This window comes from Bremerella sp. TYQ1 (assembly GCF_020150455.1).
Classification (GTDB): domain Bacteria; phylum Planctomycetota; class Planctomycetia; order Pirellulales; family Pirellulaceae; genus Bremerella; species Bremerella volcania_A.
Map to the genome: position 1 here is coordinate 4,113,988 of NZ_CP083740.1, position 26,115 is coordinate 4,140,102.

22 protein-coding genes are annotated in these 26,115 nt (G+C 55.2%); 9 read left to right on the forward strand and 13 right to left on the reverse strand.

Annotated features, from left to right (window positions below):
- Positions 1 to 3: 3 nt before the first annotated feature.
- The 6 genes from gyrA to LA756_RS16400 all read right to left on the reverse strand — a co-directional run bounded on the left by gyrA (position 4) and on the right by LA756_RS16400 (position 7,450).
- Entirely contained in the window at positions 4 to 2,730 is a 2,727-nt protein-coding gene (gene gyrA / locus LA756_RS16375) for a DNA gyrase subunit A (RefSeq protein ID WP_224440399.1), read from the reverse strand.
- Positions 2,731 to 3,141: 411 nt separating this feature from the next.
- Entirely contained in the window at positions 3,142 to 3,903 is a 762-nt protein-coding gene (locus LA756_RS16380; protein ID WP_224435793.1) for a hypothetical protein, read from the reverse strand.
- Complete coding sequence (locus LA756_RS16385; protein ID WP_224435794.1) at positions 3,900 to 4,859, reverse strand: HEAT repeat domain-containing protein; 960 nt, start codon at positions 4,857 to 4,859, stop codon at positions 3,900 to 3,902. The genes LA756_RS16380 and LA756_RS16385 overlap by 4 nt, the downstream gene beginning before the upstream one ends.
- The gene (locus LA756_RS16390) at positions 4,856 to 5,689 is read right to left on the reverse strand and encodes a hypothetical protein (RefSeq protein ID WP_224435795.1); all 834 of its coding nucleotides are present in this window, start codon (positions 5,687 to 5,689) and stop codon (positions 4,856 to 4,858) included. Before LA756_RS16390 ends, LA756_RS16385 begins: the two co-directional genes overlap by 4 nt.
- On the reverse strand, positions 5,686 to 6,330 hold the full coding sequence (locus tag LA756_RS16395; protein WP_224435796.1) for a hypothetical protein: 645 nt from the start codon (positions 6,328 to 6,330) through the stop codon (positions 5,686 to 5,688). The genes LA756_RS16390 and LA756_RS16395 overlap by 4 nt, the downstream gene beginning before the upstream one ends.
- Before the next feature lie 379 nt (positions 6,331 to 6,709).
- Positions 6,710 to 7,450, reverse strand: coding sequence for a CPBP family intramembrane glutamic endopeptidase (locus LA756_RS16400; RefSeq protein ID WP_224435797.1), 741 nt, complete (start codon positions 7,448 to 7,450; stop codon positions 6,710 to 6,712).
- Between the two features lie 65 nt (positions 7,451 to 7,515).
- Between LA756_RS16400 and LA756_RS16405 the strand changes: the two genes are divergently transcribed.
- From LA756_RS16405 to LA756_RS16415, 3 genes are all read left to right on the forward strand, one after another.
- The gene (locus LA756_RS16405; RefSeq protein ID WP_224435798.1) at positions 7,516 to 8,286 is read left to right on the forward strand and encodes an endonuclease III domain-containing protein; all 771 of its coding nucleotides are present in this window, start codon (positions 7,516 to 7,518) and stop codon (positions 8,284 to 8,286) included.
- 191 nt (positions 8,287 to 8,477) lie between these two features.
- Entirely contained in the window at positions 8,478 to 8,765 is a 288-nt protein-coding gene (gene groES, locus LA756_RS16410) for a co-chaperone GroES (protein ID WP_224435799.1), read from the forward strand.
- A gap of 317 nt (positions 8,766 to 9,082) precedes the next feature.
- Positions 9,083 to 10,210: a prenyltransferase/squalene oxidase repeat-containing protein gene (locus tag LA756_RS16415; protein ID WP_224435800.1), complete on the forward strand. Its 1,128-nt coding sequence runs from the start codon at positions 9,083 to 9,085 to the stop codon at positions 10,208 to 10,210.
- A gap of 452 nt (positions 10,211 to 10,662) precedes the next feature.
- Here the strand turns inward: LA756_RS16415 and LA756_RS16420 are convergent, their stop codons facing one another.
- The 4 genes from LA756_RS16420 to LA756_RS16435 all read right to left on the reverse strand — a co-directional run bounded on the left by LA756_RS16420 (position 10,663) and on the right by LA756_RS16435 (position 15,902).
- Positions 10,663 to 11,445, reverse strand: coding sequence for a class I SAM-dependent methyltransferase (locus LA756_RS16420; protein WP_224435801.1), 783 nt, complete (start codon positions 11,443 to 11,445; stop codon positions 10,663 to 10,665).
- A 360-nt stretch (positions 11,446 to 11,805) separates the two neighbouring features.
- Complete coding sequence (locus tag LA756_RS16425; RefSeq protein ID WP_224435802.1) at positions 11,806 to 13,362, reverse strand: ABC transporter permease/substrate-binding protein; 1,557 nt, start codon at positions 13,360 to 13,362, stop codon at positions 11,806 to 11,808.
- Between the two features lie 298 nt (positions 13,363 to 13,660).
- Positions 13,661 to 14,425 carry an ATP-binding cassette domain-containing protein gene (locus LA756_RS16430; protein ID WP_224435803.1) on the reverse strand — a complete coding sequence of 255 codons (765 nt, stop codon included), beginning with the start codon at positions 14,423 to 14,425 and terminating at the stop codon, positions 13,661 to 13,663.
- Positions 14,426 to 14,570: 145 nt separating this feature from the next.
- On the reverse strand, positions 14,571 to 15,902 hold the full coding sequence (locus tag LA756_RS16435) for a DUF2254 domain-containing protein (protein ID WP_261362041.1): 1,332 nt from the start codon (positions 15,900 to 15,902) through the stop codon (positions 14,571 to 14,573).
- A gap of 358 nt (positions 15,903 to 16,260) precedes the next feature.
- Between LA756_RS16435 and LA756_RS16440 the strand changes: the two genes are divergently transcribed.
- The 5 genes from LA756_RS16440 (at position 16,261) to LA756_RS16460 (ending at position 20,303) form a co-directional block, all read left to right on the forward strand.
- Positions 16,261 to 16,572: a helix-turn-helix transcriptional regulator gene (locus LA756_RS16440; RefSeq protein WP_224435805.1), complete on the forward strand. Its 312-nt coding sequence runs from the start codon at positions 16,261 to 16,263 to the stop codon at positions 16,570 to 16,572.
- Between the two features lie 148 nt (positions 16,573 to 16,720).
- The gene (locus tag LA756_RS16445) at positions 16,721 to 17,653 is read left to right on the forward strand and encodes an SRPBCC family protein (RefSeq protein ID WP_224435806.1); all 933 of its coding nucleotides are present in this window, start codon (positions 16,721 to 16,723) and stop codon (positions 17,651 to 17,653) included.
- 56 nt (positions 17,654 to 17,709) lie between these two features.
- Entirely contained in the window at positions 17,710 to 19,089 is a 1,380-nt protein-coding gene (locus tag LA756_RS16450) for a sodium:calcium antiporter (RefSeq protein WP_224435807.1), read from the forward strand.
- Between the two features lie 263 nt (positions 19,090 to 19,352).
- Positions 19,353 to 19,796, forward strand: coding sequence for a tellurite resistance TerB family protein (locus LA756_RS16455; protein WP_224435808.1), 444 nt, complete (start codon positions 19,353 to 19,355; stop codon positions 19,794 to 19,796).
- 60 nt (positions 19,797 to 19,856) lie between these two features.
- Positions 19,857 to 20,303: a tellurite resistance TerB family protein gene (locus LA756_RS16460; protein ID WP_224435809.1), complete on the forward strand. Its 447-nt coding sequence runs from the start codon at positions 19,857 to 19,859 to the stop codon at positions 20,301 to 20,303.
- A 99-nt stretch (positions 20,304 to 20,402) separates the two neighbouring features.
- Here the strand turns inward: LA756_RS16460 and LA756_RS16465 are convergent, their stop codons facing one another.
- Positions 20,403 to 20,762 (reverse strand): YciI family protein, encoded by a 360-nt coding sequence (locus LA756_RS16465; RefSeq protein ID WP_224435810.1) that lies wholly within the window; start codon positions 20,760 to 20,762, stop codon positions 20,403 to 20,405.
- Positions 20,763 to 21,047: 285 nt separating this feature from the next.
- Between LA756_RS16465 and LA756_RS16470 the strand changes: the two genes are divergently transcribed.
- Complete coding sequence (locus tag LA756_RS16470; protein WP_224435811.1) at positions 21,048 to 22,529, forward strand: arylsulfatase; 1,482 nt, start codon at positions 21,048 to 21,050, stop codon at positions 22,527 to 22,529.
- A gap of 129 nt (positions 22,530 to 22,658) precedes the next feature.
- On the opposite strand, the gene LA756_RS16475 is transcribed toward LA756_RS16470, so the two are convergent.
- Positions 22,659 to 24,296: a sulfatase gene (locus LA756_RS16475; RefSeq protein ID WP_224435812.1), complete on the reverse strand. Its 1,638-nt coding sequence runs from the start codon at positions 24,294 to 24,296 to the stop codon at positions 22,659 to 22,661.
- A 168-nt stretch (positions 24,297 to 24,464) separates the two neighbouring features.
- The gene (locus tag LA756_RS16480; RefSeq protein ID WP_224435813.1) at positions 24,465 to 25,784 is read right to left on the reverse strand and encodes an NAD(P)/FAD-dependent oxidoreductase; all 1,320 of its coding nucleotides are present in this window, start codon (positions 25,782 to 25,784) and stop codon (positions 24,465 to 24,467) included.
- Positions 25,785 to 26,115 lie beyond the last annotated feature (331 nt).

Here is a 26,115-nt window from a genome sequence, read left to right on the forward strand (position 1 = left end):
GGATTACTCCTCGCCGCTATCTTGATCAGCACTATCCTGCTCGGCAGCATCGCTATCGGCTTGAGGCGACTCTGGTGCCTCTGCCTGATTCGGTGCGTCTGGCACTGGCGTTTCGGCATCTGCTGCTTCGTCTTCGGTATCTTCCTTCGGCACACGAACCACTGCCGCAAGCGAATCACCTTCGTCCATTGACATGATGCGAACACCTTGCGTGTTGCGACCCACCATGCTGATTTCCGCAGCCGAGATTCGCTGGATCTTGCCCCGTGCGGTCATCATCAAGACTTCATCCGAATCATCGACACGAGCCACGGCAACGACTTTACCGTTTCGCGCGGTGGTCTTGATATCTCGCAGACCCTTACCGCCACGCTTTTGAGTACGGTAGCGAGCACCGCTAGAAGTTGACTCTTCTTCCGAACTGCCATTTTCAGAACCGCCGTTTTCGGAATCACTGCCGTCCGAGCCGTTGTCGTCATCATCGACAGTCAGACCGGGGCCGAAGTTGGTTCGCTTGCCGTAGCCATGCTCGCAAACCGTCAGCAACTGTGCTTCTGGATCGGCGACGACCATGCCGACAAGATTGTCTCCCTTGGCAAGATTGATTCCCTTCACACCGCTGGAATTGCGACCCATTGCACGGGCATCACTTTCCCGGAAGCGAATCGCCATTCCTTGTTCCGTAGAAAGAACCAATTCGTCGCCTGGTTTGGTGATCGCAACGTCGATCAGTTCGTCATCTTCCTTTAACTTGATCGCGATAATACCGTTTCGTTTGGGACGGCTGTACGCTTCCAAAAGCGTCTTCTTAACCAAGCCTTTGCGTGTCGCCATCACCAGGCAGTGGTCCGGCATATCGAAGTCTCGGACGGCTCGGCAGTCGGCAATGTGCTCGCCTTCTTCCAGCTGCAGCAAGTTGACTACGGCTCGGCCGCGGCTTTCTCGGCTGAGGTTTGGCAGATCGTAAACCTTCTGCCACAACACTTTGCCCTTGGTCGTAAAGAACAACACATAGGCGTGCGTCGAAGCGACAAACAAGTGGCGAATTGGATCTTCCTCTTCGCTCTTGGCTCCTTTGATGCCTTTTCCGCCGCGTCGCTGTGCTTTGTAAATGCTTGCCGGCGTTCGCTTGATGTAGCCCTTGGTGCTGATCGAGACCACCATCGTTTCTTCTTCGATGAGGTCTTCAAGATCGAAGTTTCCAATCTCTTCATGCGAGATCTCGGTACGACGATCGTCCCCAAAGCGGCGATCGATCTCTTCCATTTGCTCGCGAATAATGGCGAGGATGTTCGCTTCGTCCGACAAAATGTGCAGGTACTCGGCAATCTCTTCCAGCAGCTTGGAATGCTCGCCGGAAAGCTTCTCCTGTTCCAAGTTGACCAACTGACCGAGCGTCATTCGCAAGATCGCATCGGTTTGAACCGACGTCAGGAAGTAGACGTCTGACTCGCCACGTTCCAATTGGAACTGAGCGAATCCTTGTTCGCCGAGAGCACGCGCCATCATCGAAGCGGGACATTCCACGCCCATCAATCGCTGCTTCGCTTCGGCCTGCGTACTGGAGGAGCGAATGATTCGGATGATCTCGTCGATGTCGGCAAGTGCGAGCAGCAAACCTTCAATGGTGTGCTTACGCTGACGTGCCTTGGCCAACAGGAACTGCGTGCGGCGACGAATGACCACCACGCGGTGACGAATGAACTCTTCCAACAGCTCCTTGATCGACATCGTGCGTGGCTTGCCGTCGACCAAGGCCAGCAAGATGATCGAGAACGAATCCTGGATCGGCGAGAACTGGTACAGTTGGTTCAGCACGACATCGGGATCGGCATCCCGCTTCAGCTCAATGACAATCCGAACTGGTTCTTGCAAGTCGGACAGGTTGCTGACCGAGCGAATCCCTTGAATACGGCCTTCGTTGACCAGCGAGGCGATCTTCTCTTCAACGCGGTCGCGAGTCTGCTGGTAAGGGATATCGTGAATGATGATCTTCGCGCCGCTCTTCCCTTCTTCAATCGTCGTATGCGAGCGCACGACGATCGTGCTGCGGCCGGTTTTGTAGCCTTGGCGAATGCCTGCGCGACCACAAATGATACCGCCGGTCGGGAAGTCAGGTCCCTGGACGATGTTAAGCACTTCGTCGATCGACGTGCCGGGATCGTCGATCAGCTGAATGACGGCTCGGCAGACTTCACGCAGATTGTTGGGTGGAATCGAAGTCGCCATACCGACTGCGATCCCGTTGGCACCGTTGACCAGCAAGTTCGGGAACTTACTCGGCAAAACGGTCGGCTCGGTGCGAGCTTCGTCGTATGTCGGAACGTAGTCGACCGTGTCGAGCTTTAAATCTTCCAGCAGAAGCTGGGCGAAGCCCGACATGCGAGCTTCCGTATATCGCATAGCGGCCGGTGGCAAACCTGCGATCGAACCGAAGTTCCCCTGCTTGTCGACAAGCACGTATCGCATGTTCCATTCCTGGGCCATACGAACGAGGGTCGGGTAGATGACCGATTCACCATGCGGGTGATAGTTACCCGAGGTGTCACCGCTGATCTTGGCACATTTGACTCGCTGAGCCCCAGGGGTCAGGTTCAAGTCATTCATCGCCACCAGAATACGTCGCTGCGAAGGCTTCAGCCCATCGCGAACGTCCGGCAGAGCGCGGCTGACAATCACGCTCATGGCATAGGTGAGGTAGCTCTCTTTGAGCTCGTCCTCGATCGACATGGTAAACAGCTTTGTCGGGTCCTCTGGCGACCCGCCATCACTACCACCGTTTCCGTTACTGCCGCCGTTGGGGTTATTACCGTCCGTTGCCAAGTGAGCGTCCTTTCGGAGGTTATCCAGCGCCGCGAGCAAATCGGCTCGGGGCGACTATCATTCTGCGTATTTCAAGGGTGCAAAAAAGGGGCGAAATCCCCGAGAAAACCGGCGTTTCCCCAGGCCACGCAAGCCTTTCAAATTGCACACCGTAATGTACCAAATCCGAGGGCGCCGAACCACTAGGGGAGCCCGGATTCGGAGAAGTGCTAAGTGGTTGGCAGATAGCCACTTAGAGAATCGTTTTTTCGGCCTGAAAGGCTCTTTGAAAAGCAACGTGCAAAACGAACAATTTTGACCCCGAAAAAGCGGCTCGACCTAACGAAAATCTTGGTACTTCTCGAAGAGTGCATCCGCTTGTTCCTGCGGCATATATTTGGGCAAACGATGTAGAATCGAGCGCCACTGCGAGTGCTTGCTTTCTATCATCTCAATCAATCTGGGGCCGATATCAACCGTCGGATCGAGTTCGGCCAGCGTGTACGCCGCCATCGGTGCAAACCGGTCTTCGTCGTCCATCATGCGAGACCTCAAACCATCCAGAATGGCTTTGTCGGTTACCTTCGCGTCACGAAGCCACGGCAGCAGCTTGTTGAAACCCACGACCGAACGGCGATGCAACATCTTTGCCAGCCCATCGCGGTATGCCTGTTCATACGGAACAAACCGCTTGCCCCCACGAACCACTTGCAAAAGTCGCCATGCTCGTTGCCGTCGCGACGACTGCTCATCGTCGAGCATTTCGATCAAGCGTGGTACCGTCACGTCAAAGACCGGATCTTCGGCACGATGAAGCGAGTGAGACTGCTTCTCGAAAACCGACTCTGGCTGAACGTAGTCGATCACGTGCAGCACTTCTTCCAGGCTATCGAATCCATCGAACGTTTCGATTTGGTACATCCGAGCCTGCAGGGCATCGAGCTCTGCTTGCTTCTCGGCCGCGATGATTTGCAATGGCTGAAGCGACTCCTGCCACTGCATCCGATCGACACCCCAGCCAACCGCCAGCCCTAACAGCAAGAGCCCTGCCGTTGTACGCGAAACGAGGGCCCACCAAGACCGCTTGGCTACCATCGTCATGGCGCGACCTCTTTGACAGTCGCAAATCTCTGCCGCCGCATGAGCCGGTTCAATTCTCGGGCAAACAGTTCGATGTCCGGCGTAATTGCCGTTTGACTTACCTGACTGGTCAGAAATGCCTCGGCTTCGTCGGGAGGCAAAATATCCGCAAGCAACTGCGTCGCGCATTCCCAATCAGATTTTCTCTGTTCGACCAGTTGCTTAAGACGCGGAATTGCGTCGTACTCCGGGTCGATCGATTCGAGCGCCAGCGCGGCGAAGATCGCCACCGGATCGTCGTCGTCCGCTGCGATCTCTTCCAGCGGCCCCCGAGCCAAATGAGCTTCAAGGCCTATTGTCTCCAGGGCCTGTACTGCTTCAATACGAACACGTTCGCCCGGATCGTTCAGCCGATTTATCAGCGCCGGTACGATCACGTCGAAGTGCAATTCGATTCGCTTTCGATCGTGCGCGACCAACCCATGAAACATTCGGACCAGTTCGCGGCGTATGCCTGTTTCCGGAACTTCCAGCAGCGGAATCAGCGGAGCGATCGTTTCATGAAAAACTGGATCAGATGTCACCAACAACTGTTGGGTCCAGCCATTGGAATAGACTTCGCCATACCGGCCAGGCTGTCGATCGATCTCTTGATGTGCTTTCAGCACCTTGAGAAACTGCTCAGGACTCTCCAAGGGTACCCTGGGAATTGGATTCCACCAGCTGACGACATTCTCGGGCGTTACCCGTAAGGCTTTCGACCGATCGTAATAGTATAAGTCCCCTTTAATTTCGAGATTCAAGTCCGAAATCTGCCGGTTCATCACGTCAATTTCGAGCGGCAGTTGGATCAGCTTCTGACTTGCTTCCTGATGAGCCCTAGCCCAGCCCATCGCAATCCCCGCAACAAGCATCCAATACGCCGCCCAACCGAGTCCGAACTGGAACCAACGGCGTTTCCTTTCAGGGCTCGTCATTCGATGAACTCCTCGACATCGGGTCGCCACTCAAGCTTACCCTCAGGCGGAAAGCTGTTCAGATAACGCACGATGCCCCGATAACGTTTTCGAAGCGCCGCGTCCGTGGTCGCTTCGGCGGCTTGCTGGTATGCCTTCGCTACCATTGGGATCGAGTAGCCTCGTTCGAGACGCTCTAACGTTACCTTCCAGCTCTCCTTGCTTTCCCGAATATGACGCGTCAGGAGCGGAACAATATCGCATTTTGGATCCATCGCCTGCGCGTGGCTGATCGCGGAAGTCACTTTGTTCCATGGAGTGGCATCCGCCGTTTCCAGTACGACAGGTGCCGCCGCGGCGGCACGTTTTCGGTAATGAAACAGAAGCGAAACCGTGTCATCGCGAAGTCGCTCTTCCTGTAGTAGCGGTATCAAATAAGGGACCACCATCGGTGCGAAGACATCGAGACGATCCTTGTTGAGATTGATCGCCAGCAATCCTTTCAAGCCGTAATGCCGGACATAGTCTCGGTCGTCTTTCAATTGCCGCGTCAATGCCCCGACAATCTGGCCATCCATTTCGGTACTGAACTTTAACGAGTTAACCTGAGGCTCAAGGACCAGCGGCAATCCCCTATCAAGTTCCTTAATCAAAGACGCAACGACGATGTCGCGAGATGACTTTGCGTTTTCAAGTTCCTCAGCTAATCGTTCGTTGTCGTAATGCAGCTGGTGATTTTGCTCCGCAATGTAGCGAACCTGCATGAACAAAACGCCCAGCATCACGACGATCACAAGCGCCGAGATTGCCGCCAGCCACGCATGCGACTTCCTTGCAAATAAATCGTTCAAGAGGCTGCCTCCCGCGAAATCGCTTCGTCATCCAGCTGAAAGGCTTCCCTCGCGTTGTTCGCTTTCGCTTGCACCATTGCATGGTCTTCGTCGGTTACTTTGGCCAGCAGCTCTTTCACATCCCGCCGCAACGTCTCCACTTTGCCCGGCACGAATTGCGGCAGTCGCGAAACGAGATCGAACATCGCATACTTCGAGCCTACACCAAAAGTGCCGTACTCCTGCTGCATCAACTGAAGCAGCCGCCGCAGGTCGTAGTCGTCTGCCTGATGAAAAAACAAACGCATTTCCGAATCTGACGGAACGGTCTCAAAGACGACAGGGCCTTGTTCGTGGCGTCCCATTTGAATCTTCAGATAATCGACCACTGCGTCGGCCGACTTCCACCGATCCCAGTTCCGACGAGCCCGCACTGCGATCACGTTCCAGCGTTTTATCTCCAGATCGACATCAACGTTTTTCGCTTGGAGGATGACCTGCTGCAGCTCGAGCGACTCACGCAGTTTCGCTTGCTCCTGGAAATTGGCGTAAATCGCAAACCCCAGCCCCGCAATCGTCGGCAGCACGAACAGCAAAAACCAAAGTGGAAACTGCGGCCGGGTAGCTCGTCGAGGTTGTTCTTCTAAGGTCGTTTCGTCCATCGATATCGCCGGGAACAGATTGGGAATATCGGAAACATCGCTACCAGCTTTCGATTTGGTTTATTGCGGCGAGTTTCTCATGCCCAATGTTTTACTACTCGAAATTGGCCGATTCCACTTTTTCTCAGGATTCGAAGCAACCGTCCGCGGTTCGCCGCGATAACCTTTTTGACTCGACGGGGAAACGGGTCAATCACTCGCGGCCGCGAGACATACTATGCGAGGGGCGATCGGCCGGCACGGCCCAACGAACGTGTCGGCCGATCCCTGATTTCAGTTGGCTTGCCAGAAATCGATGGCAAACCTAAGACACCGACCGCAGCCACATGGAATCTTCGGGGGTTGATTCCGTGCGCGTTGCGGTCGTGTATTTCTTGCCCTAAGAAAACGCCACAAGCACGTCGTACATGGCGTGGGAACCGGCTGCGATACCAAAGCCGCGAAGGGCGAAGATGGATGCGAAGATCAGCCCCGCCGATAAGCGGAATAAGAAGGTGTAACCGTCGATTGGGTCACCACCAACGACGAAAAAATTGTAGTGGGCCGCCGCAAAGATCAGGCTGCTGATCAGCATCGCGGCGAACGTGGCGATCACCTTCGGGAATGCAAACCCTTGAATAAAGATGATCAGCGCCGGGATCAGCATCAGCCGGAACAGCAGTTCTTCGTAAATGCCCGCACCGAAATAAGCGACGACCTGCTTGGTGGTGGTATCAACTTCGGGCCCCGCATTCGCCGCAACGACGTGCAACTGCATAATCGAGGCTTGAAAATGAGCCAAACACAGCAGGAACAGCCCGAGCACCATCGACTCGGCCGCCATCAAAGGCAGATTGGTTGCTCGGAATTGCCAGGGATACGCCTTCAAATGATGCCAGGCGAGCAAGATGGCTACCGTTAAAACGGGCAGCAAAAAGTACTGCCCCAAACCCATCAAGCTGAGAAATTGCCGTAGCCACACATCGACCCCGTTGCGGATTGCTTCGGGACCGAGCATCAAGATGCCTGCTTCGTAGATCGCCAACATCGGCAATACGAAGATTAAACTGGTCAGCGGCCGCGCGGTGGCCTGCCAGTAGTTGATCGGTGGATTTTCAAGTTCCACTTCAGGAGCGGACATGCACGCGTTCTTTGCTGGCGACGGTTGATCAAACGAAGTTTCCACACTCTTTTGCGTCGGAATGGTTGCCAGCAGGACTTGATTCCTCTTCGCCTGACTGGAACAACTGTTACGACCGTATTTCGCCTACCCTCTCCTCATCGGACGCACTGGAAAAAGCGTTGAGCGACTCGAACGTTTCCCTGAATACCGTCTTTGAAAAGCTGCTCGAGCATTACGGTCCCCAACAATGGTGGCCAGGCGACTCGCCGCTGGAAATCATGATTGGAGCGGTACTTACGCAAAACACGTCGTGGAAAAATGTCGAAAAAGCGATCGCCAACCTCAAGGATGCCGACCTCCTGCATCTGGGCCGGCTGCATGCGACGCGGCAGGAAGAACTCGCCGAGATCATCCGGCCGTCGGGCTATTACCGGCTGAAAGCGAAGCGTTTATGGAACCTGATTGACCACGTCATGACGAAGTACGATGGCGACTTGGAATGGATGTTCTCGCACGATGTGGCCACGCTTCGCGAGGAACTGCTTGGCATCAATGGAATTGGCCCCGAAACGGCTGACTCGATTCTCCTTTATGCAGGAAACCTGAAAACGTTCGTCGTCGACGCCTATACGGCTCGGATTTTGAAGCGGCATGGCTGGATCGACTGGGAGGCGGACTACCACCAGATCCAAGACCATTTCGTCAGCCAGGTCCCCGACGAAGTCTCGCATTACAACGAATTCCATGCCCTGATCGTCCGGACCGGCAACCAGTTTTGCCGCAAAACACCTAAGTGCGAGGGCTGCCCGCTGCAAAGTTATCTGCCAGCATCTGGGATCCAAGAGCCGATTTAGCCGCCAGTTTCCACCGGGTATTTTGCCAATTCGACTTAAACCGCACTTCCCTCCCCCTTAACGGGCCATTACCTGCCACAGCTGGAACGGCCACTTCTTGAAACACATCCATCGGCGTGTCAGAATCATTCCTTGCAGAATCTGCATCTTTGCGTGATCCCCTTTTGTTTTGAGCCGGAGCTGAAGCAAGTATGAAAGTTGTTCCCCTGGGAGCCAATGTGGTCGTGCGGCGGATGGAATCGGAAGAAACCACAGCCGGCGGCATCGTCTTGCCCGGTAGCGCTCAAGAGAAACCGAAGCAGGGTCGCGTCCTCAGCGTTGGCGATGGCCACGTGCTGAAGGACGGCACCAAGACTCCTCTGAGCGTCAAAGAAGGGGATCAAGTCCTCTTCAGTAGCTGGGCTGGTACCGAAATCAAAGTCGAAGGCGAAGAGCTGCTGATTATGGCCGAAAGCGATATTCTCGCCATTCGCGGCTAAGCGGCCCCTTCCTGGCGACCAAACTGATTTTCGCTAAGCCTTTCTCTGTACAAGGTTTAGCCCCACAGTGGTTGAATCGGCATTCGCCGTTTACAATGGCGTATCCTATGCTTTGGTTTCATGGCGAACGTGTTGGTTCGTCCTGGGCTTCGCAACGGTGCCATAGGAGTCGTTCCTTCTGCGAACGAGCACCTTTTGGCGGCTGCCATCCCCTTTTCGCCATCGGCAGCCCGACACGCACCTAGCAACTCGCCCCGATGACGCCTCGTTTTGTCATCCGCGTTGACTTGTTTTCCTTAGAGATGAGGTCCTCCTACATGTCTCAGTTGCTCGTAAGTCCGTTTCGATTTGGCCTCGCGATCCTCCTTGTCGCGTCGCTGTTGCTTTCGCCGGCAATCGTTCACGCCGCCGATAACGCTGCTTATGAAAAAGCGGTCGAGAAAGCGATCTCCTACCTCACCAATCAAGGCCAGGCCTCCGATGGCACATTCAGCGGCAACACCGGAATTGGTGTGACTGCCGTCTGCACGCTCGGTCTTTTGGAACATGGCCGTACGCCGCTCGACCCCGCGGTGAAGAAAGGGCTCGCCGCGCTCGAAAAGCATGTCAAACCCGACGGTGGCATCTACGTCGAAGGAACGCGGCATCGTAACTACGAAACGTGCCTGGCGCTGATGACATTCGCCGCGGCCAACAACGACGGCCAATACGACAAGCTACTGGCCAACGCCAACAAGTTCCTCAAAGGTCTACAGTGGGATCAAGAGGAAGGCAAAAGCGAAGACGACGCCTTCTTTGGTGGGGCTGGCTACGGCGGTCATTCGCGACCAGACATGTCGAACACCACTTTCCTAATCGAAGCCCTGAAGGAAAGCGGCACCAGCGATGACGATCCCGCGATGCAGAAAGCGTTGATCTTCATCAGCCGCTGCCAGAACCTTGAATCGCCGCACAACCAGTTCGAGTTCGCTCCGAAAAATCCGGATGGTGGCTTCTATTACACGGTTGCCGCCGGCGGTACCAGCCAAGCAGGTCAGACCGAAAATGGTGGACTTCGTAGCTATGGCTCGATGACGTATGCCGGCTTGAAAAGCATGATCTACGCTGGCGTCGACAAAGACGACCAACGTGTCAAAGCGGCCGTTGCTTGGCTTGGTAAAAACTACAGCACCGAGCAAAACCCAGGCATGGGCGATACCGGGCTGTACTACTACTACCACACCGTAGCGAAAGCCCTGGATGCCTACGGCGACGAAGCGTTTGTCACCGCTGACGGCAAGTCGCACGACTGGCGCAAGGAGTTCACCGAAGAACTGATCGGCCGCCAACAAGTGAACGGCAGCTGGGTGAACGAGAAAGCGGAACGCTGGATGGAAGGCGACCCGAACCTGGTCACCGGATACAGCCTGTTGGCGTTGGCTCACTTGCAAAAAGACGCCAAGTAACGCGACAGCAAAGCTCACTCGCAGAGGCCCGACGAATACCTGTCGGGCCTTTTTTTATGCGCTCGCAGGAACACGCGGAGGATACCTACAAGTTGTGAAAGAGCGACACTTTGGGGTGAAGAAATCAGCCCCTGAAAGAGAGTCGCTCGCTATTGGAACGAAAAAGTGTACACGCTACCAACGTTCTTTTGGCAATTCGCAAAAACCGCCTAAAAACCAGTCTCATTCGCAATCTGAAAGCACCCGCCGGTTGCCGTATCAGCGCAACAATGGCGTTTCGAGCGGCCAATAACTGCCTAAGAGATGCTACACACCCTGTCATTATTTCGCGCATACTTTTTGACATGTACGCGCAAACTTCGTTAAAATATCAGCAGCTTCTCGCAGAGCCCTGTTTGCGTGCGGTTTAACCAGACCGCCTCTCTTGGCCGGGCAGTTCTCGCTTGCGTAATTTACTTCTTTCGCAGCACGAAAACGGCGTCGCTGATCTCATCGTCGAACGGCATCGGATCGTCGATGTCATAATTGAAGTCGTACACTTCACAGATTTCCAACTCAGGAAATTTCTTCAAGAGGCTGCGAAGCTGCGTTGGATTATAGAGGCGGTAAGGATACTCCGCTTTGAGCATCAACTTCTTCGCGCCATCGCGAACTTGCAGATGAAACAGCAACGTTTCCAGGCGATTGTCACGACACGATTCGACCACTTCCAACGTCGTCGTTACTTCGACTTCCCCATCCCGATTGGTCCAATGTTCTTCGCATTCAGGGTCGTCGTAGTCTTGCAGAATGTGCAGCCCCAGAATGTACAGCCCGCCAGGTCGCAAAGCGGTCGAGACACTCTTCAAATGACTTTCCGCTTGTTCTTCGGTCAGCAGATGACGAAACGTATTGAACGTGCAGAGCGCCGCATCGAGAGGCTGCTCGATTTGAAAGTTAGCCATGTCGGCCAACATCGTTTCGGCGGTCAGGTTTCTCGTCAGCAGCTGCTCGTTTAGAAAAGCGAGCGACGGTTCGTTGTTATCCAAACCGATCATCTGAAAACCGCGATCAGCCATCTCGATCACGTTCCGCCCGCCGCCGCAGCCGAGATCCAACACGCGATGCGTTTCCCCCTGGCCAAACTTTTTGAAAGCGTCCTCGAAGAAGTCGCATTCCAGTTCGGTTTCGTCCTGAAAGGAAAGATCCCAGTACTTGGGATAGTCGTAGCAATCGACGGTTTCAAATGGCGTCAAAGGATTGATCTCGTTGATAGAAGTGCGGCCCCATGGGGTAATCTTGCATTGTGCCCTGATTTGGCAGGGGCCGATAGGAGCAAACGGAACGATCGGCCAAATGAACGAAAAGTAATTGCGGCAACACGCGAGTAGGATCCGCTGTGCGGACGCGGAATCGGGGCCAGCAAGCAATGATGGCATCGCCTTTAAGTGGATAGCCCATGGTTGCTTGCAACCTGGGGAGGCGAAGCCGAAACGAGGTCTTCATCGTGAACGAGCGTCAATCAAAGACCCGACTTGCTGCGCTCCCCGGTTAGTAGTCCGCGTCCGCACAGCGGACCCTACGTAGCTTCACGATCCTGGGGTGATGCCGCTGCGTTATGAATCGCCCAGCGATTGGGCTGCTTCGGTGACGGCTTTCTTTTGAATGTCGACCATGCCGTTGGCGCGGCGCATCTTTTCGGTCGAGATTTTGTTGACCATCTTTCGCAGGCGTTCGGTCGCTTCGCGGTCTTGGGCAAGTCGGGGCGAAACCAGCAGCACGGCATCGTATGGTGGAAGCACGAAGCGTGGGTCGGTCAGTTCGACGATTTCGTCTGAGGCAAGACGGCCATCGGTGCGGTAGCCTACAATCACGTCGGCATCGCCACGCAGCAGTGCCCCGTACATCAGCGTCGCATCCATCGACTTCGTTTCGCCAAATTGCAGGCCATACTTCGCTTGGACGTTTTTCCATTCTGGCCGCGACCAAAACTCGATCTCGCAGGCTGCCGTCAGTTGATCGGCATGCTGCGCCAGATCGCTGAGCGACGTGATGCCCAACTGATCGGCTTGTTCCTTTCGCATGGCGAAGACATAGTCGTTGCTGAAACCGAGCGGCCCCAACGCAAGCACGCCGCTGCTTTCCTTCAAGTTCGTGCCGATGTCGATCAGCATTTCAGCCGACGAGACGTTATCGGTCCGCTTCATTTCGTTCGCCCAAAGCGTGCCGCTGTAGTCGACGTAACAATCGATCTCGCCACGCTGTAGCGACTGCAGAACGACTGTCGAACCAAGCCCTGCTTTGACATCGGTCTGGCGATTGATGTCGGTCAACGTGTTCTGCAGGTGTTCGATCAGAATGTACTGCTCGGTGAATGGCTTGCCGCCAATGACGTACGGCTTGTCTTGCTGGAACTCGGTTGTTTCGGCCAATTGCTCGACCGGAGTGATCGATGGCGACGGCTGGATTGCTTTGAGCAGCATTGGGCTGACGGCGACAAGCAGCATGCCGCCGATCGAACCGAAGGCCCACGCTTTGCTGCGCTGCTGCGAAGCTTTTTCCAGTCCGCCGAGCAGCATGTCGAGCACCAACGCCAAGCCGGCGGAGAAGACGCAGCCCACGAAGAGCGCGACCGGATTGGTTGTTTGTAGCCCGGCGAAGATGTAGTCGCCCAGGCTGGTCGCACCGACGGGATAAGCGAGCGTTGCCGCCCCGACAACCCAAGCCGATGCGGTGCGGATTCCGGCAATGATGGTAGGGGACGCCAACGGAAGCTCGACGATGCGGAGGCGTTGCCATTTGTTCAGCCCGATACCGTCGGCCGCTTCAATGCAGCCAGGGTCGACCGTTTTCATCCCGGCAATCGTGTTTCGCAAGATCGGCAGAATGCTGTAGAGCACCAGCGCAATCCAAGCCGGCAAGATCCCGGTACGATTGAGAGCGAAGACCATGATCGCCAGCAACGCCATGCCGGGAATCGTTTGAATGATGTTGGCAATCGTCACCGCAATGCGTTCCACCTTTGGCCGCCGCGAACAGTAGATCCCCAGCGGAATGCTGATTAGCACGCCAGCGAGGATCGACGTGAACGCGAGAAACACGTGCCCACCCAAGCGATCGGGAAGAAAGCTGAGTTGATAGGGAACGCGAGTCCAGAAGTCGAGGTTGAACATGGGGGTTAGTTTTCAGTGTTCAGTTTTCAGCAAGATTTGATGGGACGGTTGGGGGTGGTTTGAGCCTGGTTGGTGTTGCCCATCCCTCTGGTTCCCTCTCCCCTGAGGGGAGAGGGGACCGGAATTATGGGCTGAGTTCGCAGGGCAGTTTCATCCTGATCGGGTAACCATCCTGATTAGGTGACCATTCTCATTGGGTGCCATGCCGTCGTCTTCGTCGGCATGCGTTTCCAGTGCCTCTTCAACGCGGGGAGCGGCAGCTCCTTCCGGCTGAAAACTGAACACCGAAAACTGAAAACTACCCCCCTCCCAACTCCTGCACCAATTCGCCATGTCGGCGTGGGGTTTCCAGCAGCTTGGCGACGTAATCGTCGCCGGGATCTTGGAGGAGTTCTTTAGGGGTGCCGATGCGGAGGATTTCGCCTTGGTTCATGACAGCGATCACGTCAGCCAAGAGCAACGCTTCGGCCATGTCGTGGGTCACAATCACCGCGGTCAGGCCGAGGTTTTGTTGGATGCGTTGAAATTCAATCTGCAGCGTGTCTCGGGTGACGGGGTCGAGGGCGCCGAATGGTTCGTCCAGCAACATCACTTTGGGTTCGGCTGCTAAAGCGCGCGCGAAGCCGACGCGTTGCCGCTGCCCGCCGGAGAGTTCGCTGGGAAGCCGCGTGGCGAACGTTTCATGCGGCAGGTCGACCATGTCGAGCAGTTGGTTGGCTTTATCGGTTCGCTGGTTGGCTGGCACGCCTTGCAGTTTCAACAGAAGCGTGACGTTGTCGGCCACGCTTAAATGGGGCAGCAAGCCGATGCTTTGAAAGACGTAGCCAATACGGCGTCGCAATTGGACAGGGTCTTGGTGGGTGATGTCTTCGCCGCCGACGAAGATGTTGCCGGAGGTCGGCTCGATCAGGCGGTTGATCATCTTCACCGTCGTGCTCTTGCCACTTCCGCTGCCGCCGAGCAGAGCAAGGACCTGGCCTTCGGGAACTTCCAGCGTGACGTCCTTGACCGCAAACGTCTGCCCGGCGTCCCACGATTTGCAAAGGTTTTGAAGCTGAATCATTTGGGGGTAGCTTTCAGTGTTCCGCAGGACGACGACGCCGTGCCTGGTTGGTGTTGCCCATCGTTTGGCTTACCCGTTATTGGCGAAAAAGGGTGATCGTTAGGGTAGAAAGTTTTTTGATTTTCCTTGGGATGCTTTGTGCAGCCTAACCGATCACTTCGCCGCTGGCCTCCCCTTCGTCGCTCGATTCGTCATCGTTTGGATTTTCGTCTTCGTCTGGCGCCTGCTGTTCTTTTTGCTGAATCAAGGGCTGAAGCTGATCGGTGAGACGCTGGAACTGTTCCTGGATCACCTTCATGTCGGCCGGATGATGCGACTGCTCGAGGGCGCCTTCCATGGTGAGTCGCGCCTGGTGCAGAACGTCTTCGGCCTGATCGCCACCAACGACGGCATCGGCGATGCGCTGATAGCCTTCCATCAATCGTTGCGAAACGGCCGCGCTGCTGATCGCGTAGCTTCGCATCTGATCGAACGCCGCATGCATGACACTGGAAAACGTCTGCCGATCGACGACCAGCCGGAGGTGCCCATCGTGGTCGAAGCGGTTCGGGGAAGGCATCTTCCGCTGAGCCAACTGCGCCAACGCGGATGAGAGGCGATCGATGCAGTTGACCGCCGTGTAGGGATCGTTAATCCCGGGGCTGAGAGCTCGGACGCCCATTTGCGAAAGTTCATGCACCGAGCAATTGACATCTTGCCACGGGGTCCGGTTGTTGCCGATGAAGAAGGCTTCGTTAATGGCGGCGGACAACTTCGACTCGTCCACTTGTCCTTTCACCGCGACTTTGGCCATCGTTTCGCCGCGGGAAAGGAAATCGCCAGGTCGCTTGGGCAGCTGAATGATCAAGTCTTGCTTGGTCGCCAAATGAATGAGATCGTCCCCTTCAATCCCCTGGATGTACCCTTCCCTGCGGCACTCGACGGTGATGCCATGGCGAAGCAGTTCCCACTCTTCGTCGGTCACGTCGCGGTCGTGCGAGTTTTGTTTCGGAGGTGGGTCGCCAATCCTGTCGGGAAAGATCCGCTCCATCGAGTGTTTCAAATCGGAAGCCAGGCCGGCGACAATTTCGGGGGCCTGGGCAATCATCGCGACATGATGGATGAAGTAGAGCAAGATCGTCAGGCTGCCGAGCGCGAAGATGATGGCCGCCATCACGGACAGATGCGGAATGAAGAAATTGTCTTCGCCTATGCGTCGAACCATCTTCAGAACCACCAAACTGTAAACGGCAGTTCCCATGAACGCACCGATGGTCCACTGCGTGGTGCGATCGCCCAAGCGACTTCGAAGAACACGCGACCCAAACTGCGAGGAGGTAATCGACAGCGTGACCATTTCCATCGAAAGCACCACACCAGCGACGGTAATCATGCCACCGGCAATGGTTGATAGCACCGTCTGAGCGCCGTTGGTCGTGGTTTGCAGCCAGAAGTAGTCGTCCCACGAAAGGTCCAGCGAATGATCCAGCGTCAACATGCAGATTGCCGACGCGACCCCTCCTAATGTGCAAAGCACCGGGATAAACCATAGGCTATGTTGTATGCGGTTCCAGTAGTTCAATAGTTTGTTAGGCGCAATCATTTTTCGCAGTTGTCAATCATGTTGTTCGCATCTCCGAAAGTACGGAAGATTGCTATCCAGATCATAGACGAACGTAACCGCCGAGACGAATCTTGTTGCGATTGCGGTGGACCCGCACTGTTAGCGGATTGCCGCGTAAGCGAAAAGCTCCCTGGTGAAAGAAGACAAACCAATCTACAATCGCGACAAACCACGAACATTTCCAGCCTAACGCCAGCGAAATAGTGGCCTGAAAACGATGCCATTCACCATCATGAAACAAAAACGTGACTACGAACTGTGTGCTGGACGCCTGAAGGCGCTTGCCGATCCTGATCGGCTGCGGATCGTAGAGCGGCTGTTCGATGGGCCCAAGAATGTCAGTGAATTGTCTGAGGAGTTGGGCGAAGAAATCGTCAAGATCTCGCATCACCTCGGCGTTTTGCGGCACGCGGAAGTGGTCCAGACCGAAAAACAGGGCCGATTCGTCATCTACTCGCTGCATCCGGAAGTGGCGGCCCAAGGGAAAGACAAGATGCGACGTATTGATTTCGGCTGCTGTTCGATCGATCTCGAAACCGAATAGTTCGGTTTGCTTCTTCGCCGCGAACTTCTCTTGAAATTCTTTGACGCGGCGATCTCGGAATTCCATAATCGGAACTTTCCGTATCCCTTGCCCTCGTGGGCCTTTAAGGCAGTTCTCGCTTTTCCCTGCCGCAATCGAAAGAAGACCGATGCCGCGCTTCCATGTTGACCGCTCGATTGAAATCGCTGCGCCGCCAGAAACGGTTTACAAAAAAGTCGTCGACTTTGGAACATGGACAACCTGGTCACCTTGGCTGTGTGCCGAACCGGATGCCGATGTGACGGTGACCGACAATTCCAACTCGGTTGGTTCCATTTACCGCTGGAGCGGCGAAGTGGTCGGGGCCGGAGAAATCGAACATAAGCAGCTCGTTCCGAATCAAAAGATCGAAGACGAGATTCGCTTTCTGAAGCCGTTCGCATCTACCTCGAAGGTAGCTTTTACGTTCGCTCCCTCAGGACTCGGAACGAAAGTCTCTTGGATCATGGATGGCTCGCTCCCCTGGTTCATGTTCTGGATGAAGGGCATGATGCAAGGCTTCATCAGCATGGACTACGACCGTGGCCTGAAGATGCTGAAAGAATGGATCGAAACTGGTTCGATCCAAAGCCAAACCAACATCCAAGGGGTGCAACCGATCGGTCCTCTGACGATGGCTGGCGTGCGCCGGACAAGCTCGTTGAAAGATATCGGCGGCACGATGCAAGGAGCGATGAGGGAACTGTCCGATCTGCTGGCCAAGCATGGCATTCCGTCCGATGGCAAGCTGATGGCGTCCTACCACAAGTTCCATATTGGCAAGCAGACATGCGAGTTCACGCTGGGGCGAATCATACCTCCGGCCGAAGGTGAAGCCCCGGCTCCGCTCGAGCAATGGACGTGCCCCGAAACGAAAGCCTTCTGCGTCGAACATCTGGGCGATTACAATCACCTGGGCAATGCGTGGAGCGCGGCCAATCAGCACGTTCGCTACAAGAAACTGAAGCAGCGCGGGTGCAGTGCTTTCGAGATTTACGAGAACAATCCGGACGAGACCCCGATTGATCAATTGCGGACCAACATCTACCTTCCACTAAAGTAAATCGCGTTCCCTCCCCTTCCCCTTCTCGCAAATTATCTCTCCTTTAGGAGCCGTGCATGAGTCAGGATGTCGATCAGAATCATCAAGAAGATGAAGGCGGAGCCGATTGGGTGGCCATTGGGGTCACCATTTTGTCGCTGATCTTGCTGGTCGTTTTCTCCCCTTGGGTGCTCAACATTCAGCTCGGCTTTCTCATTATTCAAGTCGTGCTGATCTCGATTGTCATTTGGCAGGCCTGCGATCCGTTTGCCGACGCGGCCCAGTGGGTCGGCGAGACATTGCGTTTGCCCGGTTCGGTTCGTGGAGCAACGCTCGACGCGGTGGCGAGCAGCATGCCGGAACTATTCAGCGGGATCTTCTTTGTCGTCGTCGCGGTAATGAGCGTCCAAAGTGATTCGGTCGCCGACATGGCTTCGACGGGCGCCGAAGGGTACGGCAGCACGCTCGCCACATGTGCGGGAAGTGCCGTCTATAACATGATTTTAATTCCTGCGTTCTGTGCGCTGGTGATCTCGATTTATCGCAAATCAAAACCGACCGTCGATGTCGAACGCGAGGTGATTACCCGCGATGGGTTTTGGTTCATTGCCTGCGAATTGGTGCTGATCCTGTTCCTGTTCAACGATCGCATGTATTGGTGGATGGGGCTGGTCTTCATCTGCATGTATATCGCTTACATCGTGCACTTGTTCATCGATGCAAAACGGTATCAGCACGCGATGGATGCGATTCATGCTCACCTGGGCGAAGTCGGTCACGATACGCCCACCGAGCAAATCGTTGCCACGCTGCAGGAAGAAAAGATCAAAGCGACCCATACGCTGGTCGATAAGATCAAACGCTCTGCCGACGAGGATGAAGAAGAGGACGAAGCCGACACCGCGGGCGCCTTCTACGGAATGTTCGACATTCCGCTGAATGGTGTCACCGCCACCGTCGTGCTGCTGACATGCACGGCTTTGGCAGCCATCTCTTGCTATTGGCTGGTTGAAGTCACCAACGAAACGGCTCACGCGTTGAACGTGCCGGTCTTTTTTGTTGCGGTGATCTTAGCAGCAGCCGCTTCCAGTGTGCCTGACACGTTTCTTTCGATGGGTGCTGCGATGCGGGGCGACGACTCCGGCGCGGTCTCGAACGTGTTTGGTTCGAACATCTTCGACATCTGCATTTGCCTTTCGATTCCGCTGCTGGTGAACTCGTATTTAATCGGCTGGGAACCGGTGTTGTTGATTCAAGATGGCAAACCGATTGAAGGCTTAGTCGACTTGCGTTTGCTGCTGGTGACGTTCTCGGCGATCACCCTCGGCGTACTGTGGCACAAGCATCAATTGACGCGCGGCAAGTCGCTGTTCCTGATGTTTCTGTACGCGTTGTTCATCGCCTACGCAGTTGCCGGATCGTTCGGTTTCAGCATCGTCGGCTGGTTTGGTTGGTAGACCGAATCAACCGAACCATGCGAATGATAGGGTGGTCCGGGTTTGCAAACCCAGACCACCCCTCCACAGCGCATGCCGCGGCTTGAATGCGGTTGTGATTGCCTGAATCTTCCCCCTTAAATTCTCCGAAAATTTAGAGGCATCGCGTCCTTTTCTTTTGTAGACTGGCGAACGTCGCGTCTCTCGCGACATCACCCAACCAACACCCTTTCTCATCCTACGATCTGTCTACTACTCACTTGTCGATAAAGGGAATCCAAACGATGGGATTACTTGATTCGCTGTTTGGAGGAATGGAAGGTTCCTCGAAGCTGACGCCACAAGAATCGTTTGCTGGCATCCTGATGGGCGCCAGCGGCTGTGATGGACACATAGCTGACGAAGAAGTGAACAGCTTGATTACCTGCTTAGTCCGCATGAAGCTGTACCAACGTTACGATGGTCGGCAATACGGAAAAACCTTGAATAAGCTGCACGGATTTATGAAAAAGAAAGGGGTCGATGCCCTGATCGATTCGTGCACCGCAACGCTTCCCAAAGAGTTGGCCAAAGCTGCGTTCGCCAACGCGTGCGACATTGTGCTCGCCGATGGGATTGTGGAACCGGACGAGAAGGCTTTCATCGAAAAGCTCCGCGAGAAGCTGAAGATCGAAAGTAAAACGGCCAAGACGATCGCCGAAGTGATGGTCATTAAGAATCGAGGTTAACGACGTTTTCAGACACGTCGCGAAAGCAAAAACCAACCCTTCAGACGATTGGGATTATTCATGTCACTATTCGATGATGTATTGGACGATTCGTCGTTCGCCCCGGAACAGTTCGGTCCGCAGGAAGGTTTCGCTGGCACCCTATTGGCCGCCTCGGCATGCGACGGGCATATCGCCGACGAAGAAGTCGGTGCCCTCGTTACCACGCTCGGCCGCATGAAGATGTACCAGCACGTTCCGCCGCACAAGTTCAACTCGATGATGGATCGCCTGCTGGGCATCCTCAAACGAGGCGGCCCGGAAAAGCTGATCGCGTCGGCCGTTCCTGCGATTCCGCCTGAGCTGCGAGAAACAGTCTTCGCCAACGCATGCGATATCGTTCTCGCCGACGGCGTGGTCGAAGCAGATGAAAAGGAATTCATCGACGACTTGATGATCAAGCTCGAAATGGACAAGACGAGAGCTAAAACGATCGTTCAAGTCATGGTCTTCAAAAACCAAGGCTAACTACCTCAGCGAACCCGAAACAACACTGCCCACAATCGTGTGGGCAGTTTCTTTTCTTGCCGGTGTTACGTTCGCCTAGGATGTCTCTTCGGTCGACGGCTACTTCACGACGGGGATCCCTTCCAGCGGAAACAGCGGCCGAATCTCGACGGTGCCTCGTTTGGCGGCGGGGAAACGTTCGGCGATGGCAATCGCTTCGTCGAGATTCGGGACATCGACAATCACGTATCCGCCGAGCTGTTCTTTCGTTTCCGCAAACGGTCCGTCGCGAACTTCGGTACGGCCCGACTTCGCGGTTAAGCTGGTCGCCGTGCGGATCTCTTGCAGCGGCGAAGCCCCCACGAACTGCCCTTTGGCCAGCAGCTCTTCGCATAGACCCACCGAGTATTTCATTTCGCCCGGCAGTTCCTCTTTGGTGAAAACGCCTTCGGTGTGGTACATCAGCAAAATATATTTCATCGTGCCAAATCCTTTTTCAATAGACATGCCCGCCGCGCAGTACGTCCGCGGTCTCGGCTGCATAGTAGCCGAACGGAAGATCGCACATTCGACAGTCGCTGGCAATTTTTCCGTCAGATTCACCGGTCGTACGGCTGAAATGCTCTACGACACGACGCTTTTGACCGATTGCCCCCCTCGCGTGTGAGGCGGGTTAGATATCTCGCGTTGTTTCTGATTAGAATGAAGTCTCGCGCTTCCATCCCCTAATGATCCCCCCTCACCCCGATTGGAAGAATTGGATTCATGAAATCTTTGCTGCATGCGTTCGCCGGCTGCCTGCTGGCCCTCGTGCTGACTTCAGCTGCGTCAGCGGAAACAAAGAAACCGAACATCATCGTCATCATGGCGGACGATCTCGGCTACGGCGACGTCGGTTGCTACGGCGCGACAGGAGTTGAAACTCCCCACATCGATTCACTTGCCAGCGATGGGCTGAAGTTCACCAGCGGGTACTGCTCGACGTCGACTTGCACGCCGACACGTTTCGCATTTCTGACCGGCATGTACGCGTTTCGTCAGCAAGGAACCGGCATCGCCCCGCCCAACGCCACGTCGATCATCAAGCCTGACACAACCACGACGCCCGACGTGCTGCAGTCGGCAGGCTACAAAACGGCGGTTGTCGGTAAGTGGCACTTGGGTCTCGGCGAAGGCAAAGGCCCCGACTGGAATGGCGATCTCAAGCCAGGCCCGCTCGAAATCGGTTTCGATTACTGCTTCCTGCTGCCGACCACCAACGACCGCGTCCCGAGTGTTTATGTCGAGAACTACCGTGTGCGTGATCTCGACCCGAGCGATCCGCTGTGGGTGGGCAATAAGAACCCCAACAATCAGCCGACCGGTGTCACGGCTCGCGATACCCTGAAGCTCGACTGGAGCCATGGGCACAACCAAACCATCCACAACGGCATCGGCCGAATCGGTTTCTACACCGGTGGTCATGCGGCTCGCTGGCGCGATGAAGACCTGGCCGACGAATGGGTCAAGAAGTCGAACGAGTGGATCCGTGCTAACAAAGACGAACCGTTCTTCCTGTTCTTCGCTTCGCATGATCTGCACGTGCCCCGTATGCCGCACGAACGTTTCCAGGGCAAGTCCGAAATGGGCCTTCGCGGCGACGCGATCGTGCAGCTGGACTGGTGTGTCGGCGAACTGACGAAGACGCTCGACGAATTGAACCTGACCGACAACACGCTGATCGTGTTCTGTAGCGACAACGGTCCTGTGCTGGACGATGGTTACAAAGATGGCGCCGTCGAAAAGCTGGGCGATCACAAGCCGGCCGGTCCGTATCGCGGCGGCAAGTATACGCCGTTTGAAGGAGGCTGTCGCACACCGTTCATCGTCAAATGGCCTGGCGTTGTGAAGCCTGGCACCACGTCCGACAAGATGATCACCACCACCGACCTGGGTGCGACATTCGCAGCACTCGTCGGTCAGGAAGTTCCCCAAGGTGCTTTGCCCGATAGCGAAAACCTGAAGCCAACACTGCTGGGCGAAGCGAGCGCCAAAGGTCGCGACTACGTCGTGGAAGAATCGCCGCGTGGCATCGGCCTGCGTGTCGATCAGTGGAAGCTCGTCCGCCAAGGTCGAAACAAGAACCAGAGCTACTCGCTATTCAACCTGGCCAACGACCCCGGCGAAGAAAAAGATGTCTCAAAGCAAAACGCTGACAAGTTCGCCGAAATGAAAAAGCTGCTCGCCCAAATCGAAGCAGGCAAGTAAGCTTCCACTGCGTCATTTCAAACCTAAAGCCAGGGGCCATTCGCTCCTGGCTTTTTTCGTTGGGAAACAGCAATGCTTGGTGGTGCATCGCTCTACGCCTGCGATGCACCACATTATTTCAGGAACTGTTTACCGTTTCCGGTTCGGTTGAGGGCCGCCTTTGGGGAGGGGGCCGGCCATCGGAGGCGTTTCGAAGAACTTGCCTCCTTCGACCACGCGAGGATCACCGCTCGTTTTTAGTTCTTCCATCAGACGCGCGGTAAGTTCCGCTTTGACTTTCGCGTACTTCGGATCGTCGGCGACGTTGGTCATCTGATCCGGGTCGGCCTTCAAATCGTACAGTTCCACTTCGGGACGTTTGCCGAAACAACGTTCGAAAACAGGCTTCACCTCAGGGTCGTTTCGGTGCAGCACCATGAACGCTTTCGTCGGTCCGGCGTCGTCGTCCGGGAACGTCACGAACGTTTTGTTGGTCAGTTCGTCCTTCGTGGGCGGGTTATCACTATCCAAATGATAAGGAGCCCCCATTGGCCAGCGATTCGGCTTGAAGTTGACAATCAGTTGGTAGTCGGCCGTTTGAATACCTCGCATCGGATACGGCAGATTCCCTTCTCGGGCCATCTCGACATGGCGTTCGCGTCCGGTGAATGCCGCCGTGCGAGAAGGATCGACAAGGCCTTCCTTCTCCGACTTCAAAACAGGCCACAAGCTTTTCGCGGTCATCACTTCGGGAATCTCCTGTCCGCCCGCTTCGAGGAATGTCGGAGCGAGATCGGGCAAGATCGTGAAGTCGTCGACGACGCGTCCGCCGTTCACACCAGGCCCGGCAACGGTCAACGCGACATGCGTGCCGAAGTCGTACAAGTTGCATTTCCCCTGTGGAAAGCCAGGTGGGCCATGGTCGCCACTGACAACGATCAGAGTGTTGTCGAGTTCGCCTGCCTCTTTCAATTGTTCCATAAGAACGCCCAACGCCGCATCAAACGCCTGAATCTCGCCGAGGTAATCGGCCAGGTCTTCTCGCACGACGGGAACATCTGGCAGGAACTTCGGCATCTTCCCTTTCAGATCATCCGGGTTGATGTCCCACAACTGCTTACCGCTGCCGGCGATCCACTTACGATGCACATTGGTTGGCCCGAACCAATAACAGAACGGCTGGTCTTCGTTACGATCTTTCAGGAAGTCGGCGAAGTTGCCGCGTACCTGACCATACAGTTCGTCCTTTGCTTCTTGAGCGGACTTCCCTTGTTTCATGAGCGCCGTAGCACGCTGCGAGAACTGATTGAACGACCCGCCTGCTTTCTGATAGGCATACTTGCCGCCACCGTAAGGAGCATCGACAGGAGTCCCAGGGCTCCACACTTTATAGGTTTCGCCAATGTGGTAGCCGGCATCCTTCAGCAGCAGCGGATAGCTGGGAATCGCGGGATCCCAAACGGCACCACGCAAAATTGCCCCACGTCCGGTTCGCCAAAAGTATTGCCCTGACAACAGAGAACTACGGCATGGCGTACAGGACGGAGCATTGACGAAGGCGTTCTTAAACAGCACGCCACGCTTGGCCAACGCGTCGAAGTGCGGCGTCTTCACGACATCGTTGATACCACCAGGTTCCAGTTGACCGTAGGCGCTGGCCTGCTTGCCCCAATCGTCGGCGAAGGCAAACAAGATGTTCGGGCGTTTCGTTTCCGCGGCTTCCAGAGAGGCTGCTTGCCAAGCAAAACAGCCGGCCGCAAGCACAAGCAATAGGGTGCGTCGAATCATGTTGAGGTGTTCCAGATCGAGGTGCGGGGCGAGATAAGTGGAGGCTTGTATTCTAGACAGAATGAAACCACGACGCACGAACCGAATGCGGGAAATGGGCATCGAGCGCCGAACATCACTGGATGGTCTAGGTTTACAAACCTGGACCACTCTTTCACTTGGGATGACTTAGACCGAATCGAACTGGCGGAGGATCTTCGTCAGCAGCTTTCGATACTCGAAGTAGTCGACTTCCAATCGATGTCGCGGGGTCGCGAGAAAGTGTTCGCGAGAAGGGAGGCCGACGCCGCTAGACTGCTTCTGCGAACGGAACTTGTCCGCCACCGCATCTCCGCTGAGCCGAGCTTTGAGATAACGAGCCATGATCTGCGTTTGCAAATCGGTTAGCGGCCATTGGCCACTGTTGGGCTGAATCATTCCGGCAACAAACAACGTATCGTCGCTCGGATGAAAGGCATGCAGGTAAAGCTTCGGCACACCGTTGTGCGTGTTGAGAAGATCGGCGTCGATGAATGGAAACGTCAGCTGATACCCGGTCGCGAAGACGACGACATCGAACCGTTCACGACGGCCGTCGGTAAATTCAACATGGTCACCATCGAATTGCCGTACGTCGGGAAAGACGTCCAGCTTGCCATGCCCGGCATAGTAAGGAAGCTGCGAATTGATGATCGGGTGGGTTTCGAACAAGTCATGTTCCGGCTTCGGCAGGCCAAATCTCTGCGGCTTGCCCACTGTCCAGTCGACCACTAACTTCGAAATTCGATCCTTCACAAAGCGAGGGAGCGGCCATCGCCGGAGACGATCGCCCACGACATCGGCCGGTTTACCACGGATAAACTTGGGGAAGAAGTGGTAACCCCGCCGCATACTGATGGCCGCCGACTTGGCATGAATGGCCGCTTCGACAGCGATATCGCAGCCACTGTTGCCCGCCCCGACGACCAACACGCGGCGATCGGTCAGCTGCCGATGATGCTTATAGTCGTGGGCATGGATTGCTTCCCCGTGGAACTGGCCAGCGATTTCAGGCCGCATCGGTACCGCATGATGCCCATTGGCAATCACGATGGCATCGAAGCTCTCTGATGTAACGGGACCGTCGTCCCCCTCTTTCAGCCGAACATCCCAGACTGTCTCGCCTTTTTTAACGGAAACAACCGAAGTTTTTTTCCGAACTACGCGATCCAAATTAAAACGTTCTGCGTAAAAGTGTAGGTATGCCAGCACTTCACGATGGCTGGGGTACTCGGGATACGCATCCGGCATCGGGAAATCGAGAAACTCGGTCATCCCCTTCGATGAGATCAAATGGGTCGATTCGTAGACGCTGCTGTGGGGTGAATCGATGTCCCAATTGCCCCCGACACCAGAATTGCGGTCAACCGCAATGGCGTCGATTCCGACCTGGCGCAGGTTTTTTAGCGCAACAAGACCGGATGGTCCCGCACCGATTACCAGTACACGAAAATCACGAAGTGAGGTCATACGGCCAATTGTAACGATTTTCAGGAATGAACGAGATGAGGCATTCTGCGCGAAATTCTATTCCCTACGAGCGGGTCGAATTGAGAATGATCTCGCCTTAAAAAAAGGTGGTCAAAGCGTGACCATAGATATTTTTCACTTGAATGTAGCATTTTTACAGAAACTAAATGAGCTCTTCAGGGTTTCAACTGATAATTCCTGATTTGTTGAATAATTGCCACCCTGCCTGTAAACGATTTACTTGCCTAGTGTTAGGCGCATAAGCTATGTTTAGCGATAGCTCACACAGCTGCTGCGGACTGCCGCATACTAATTTTGTTGTCTTTTTGCG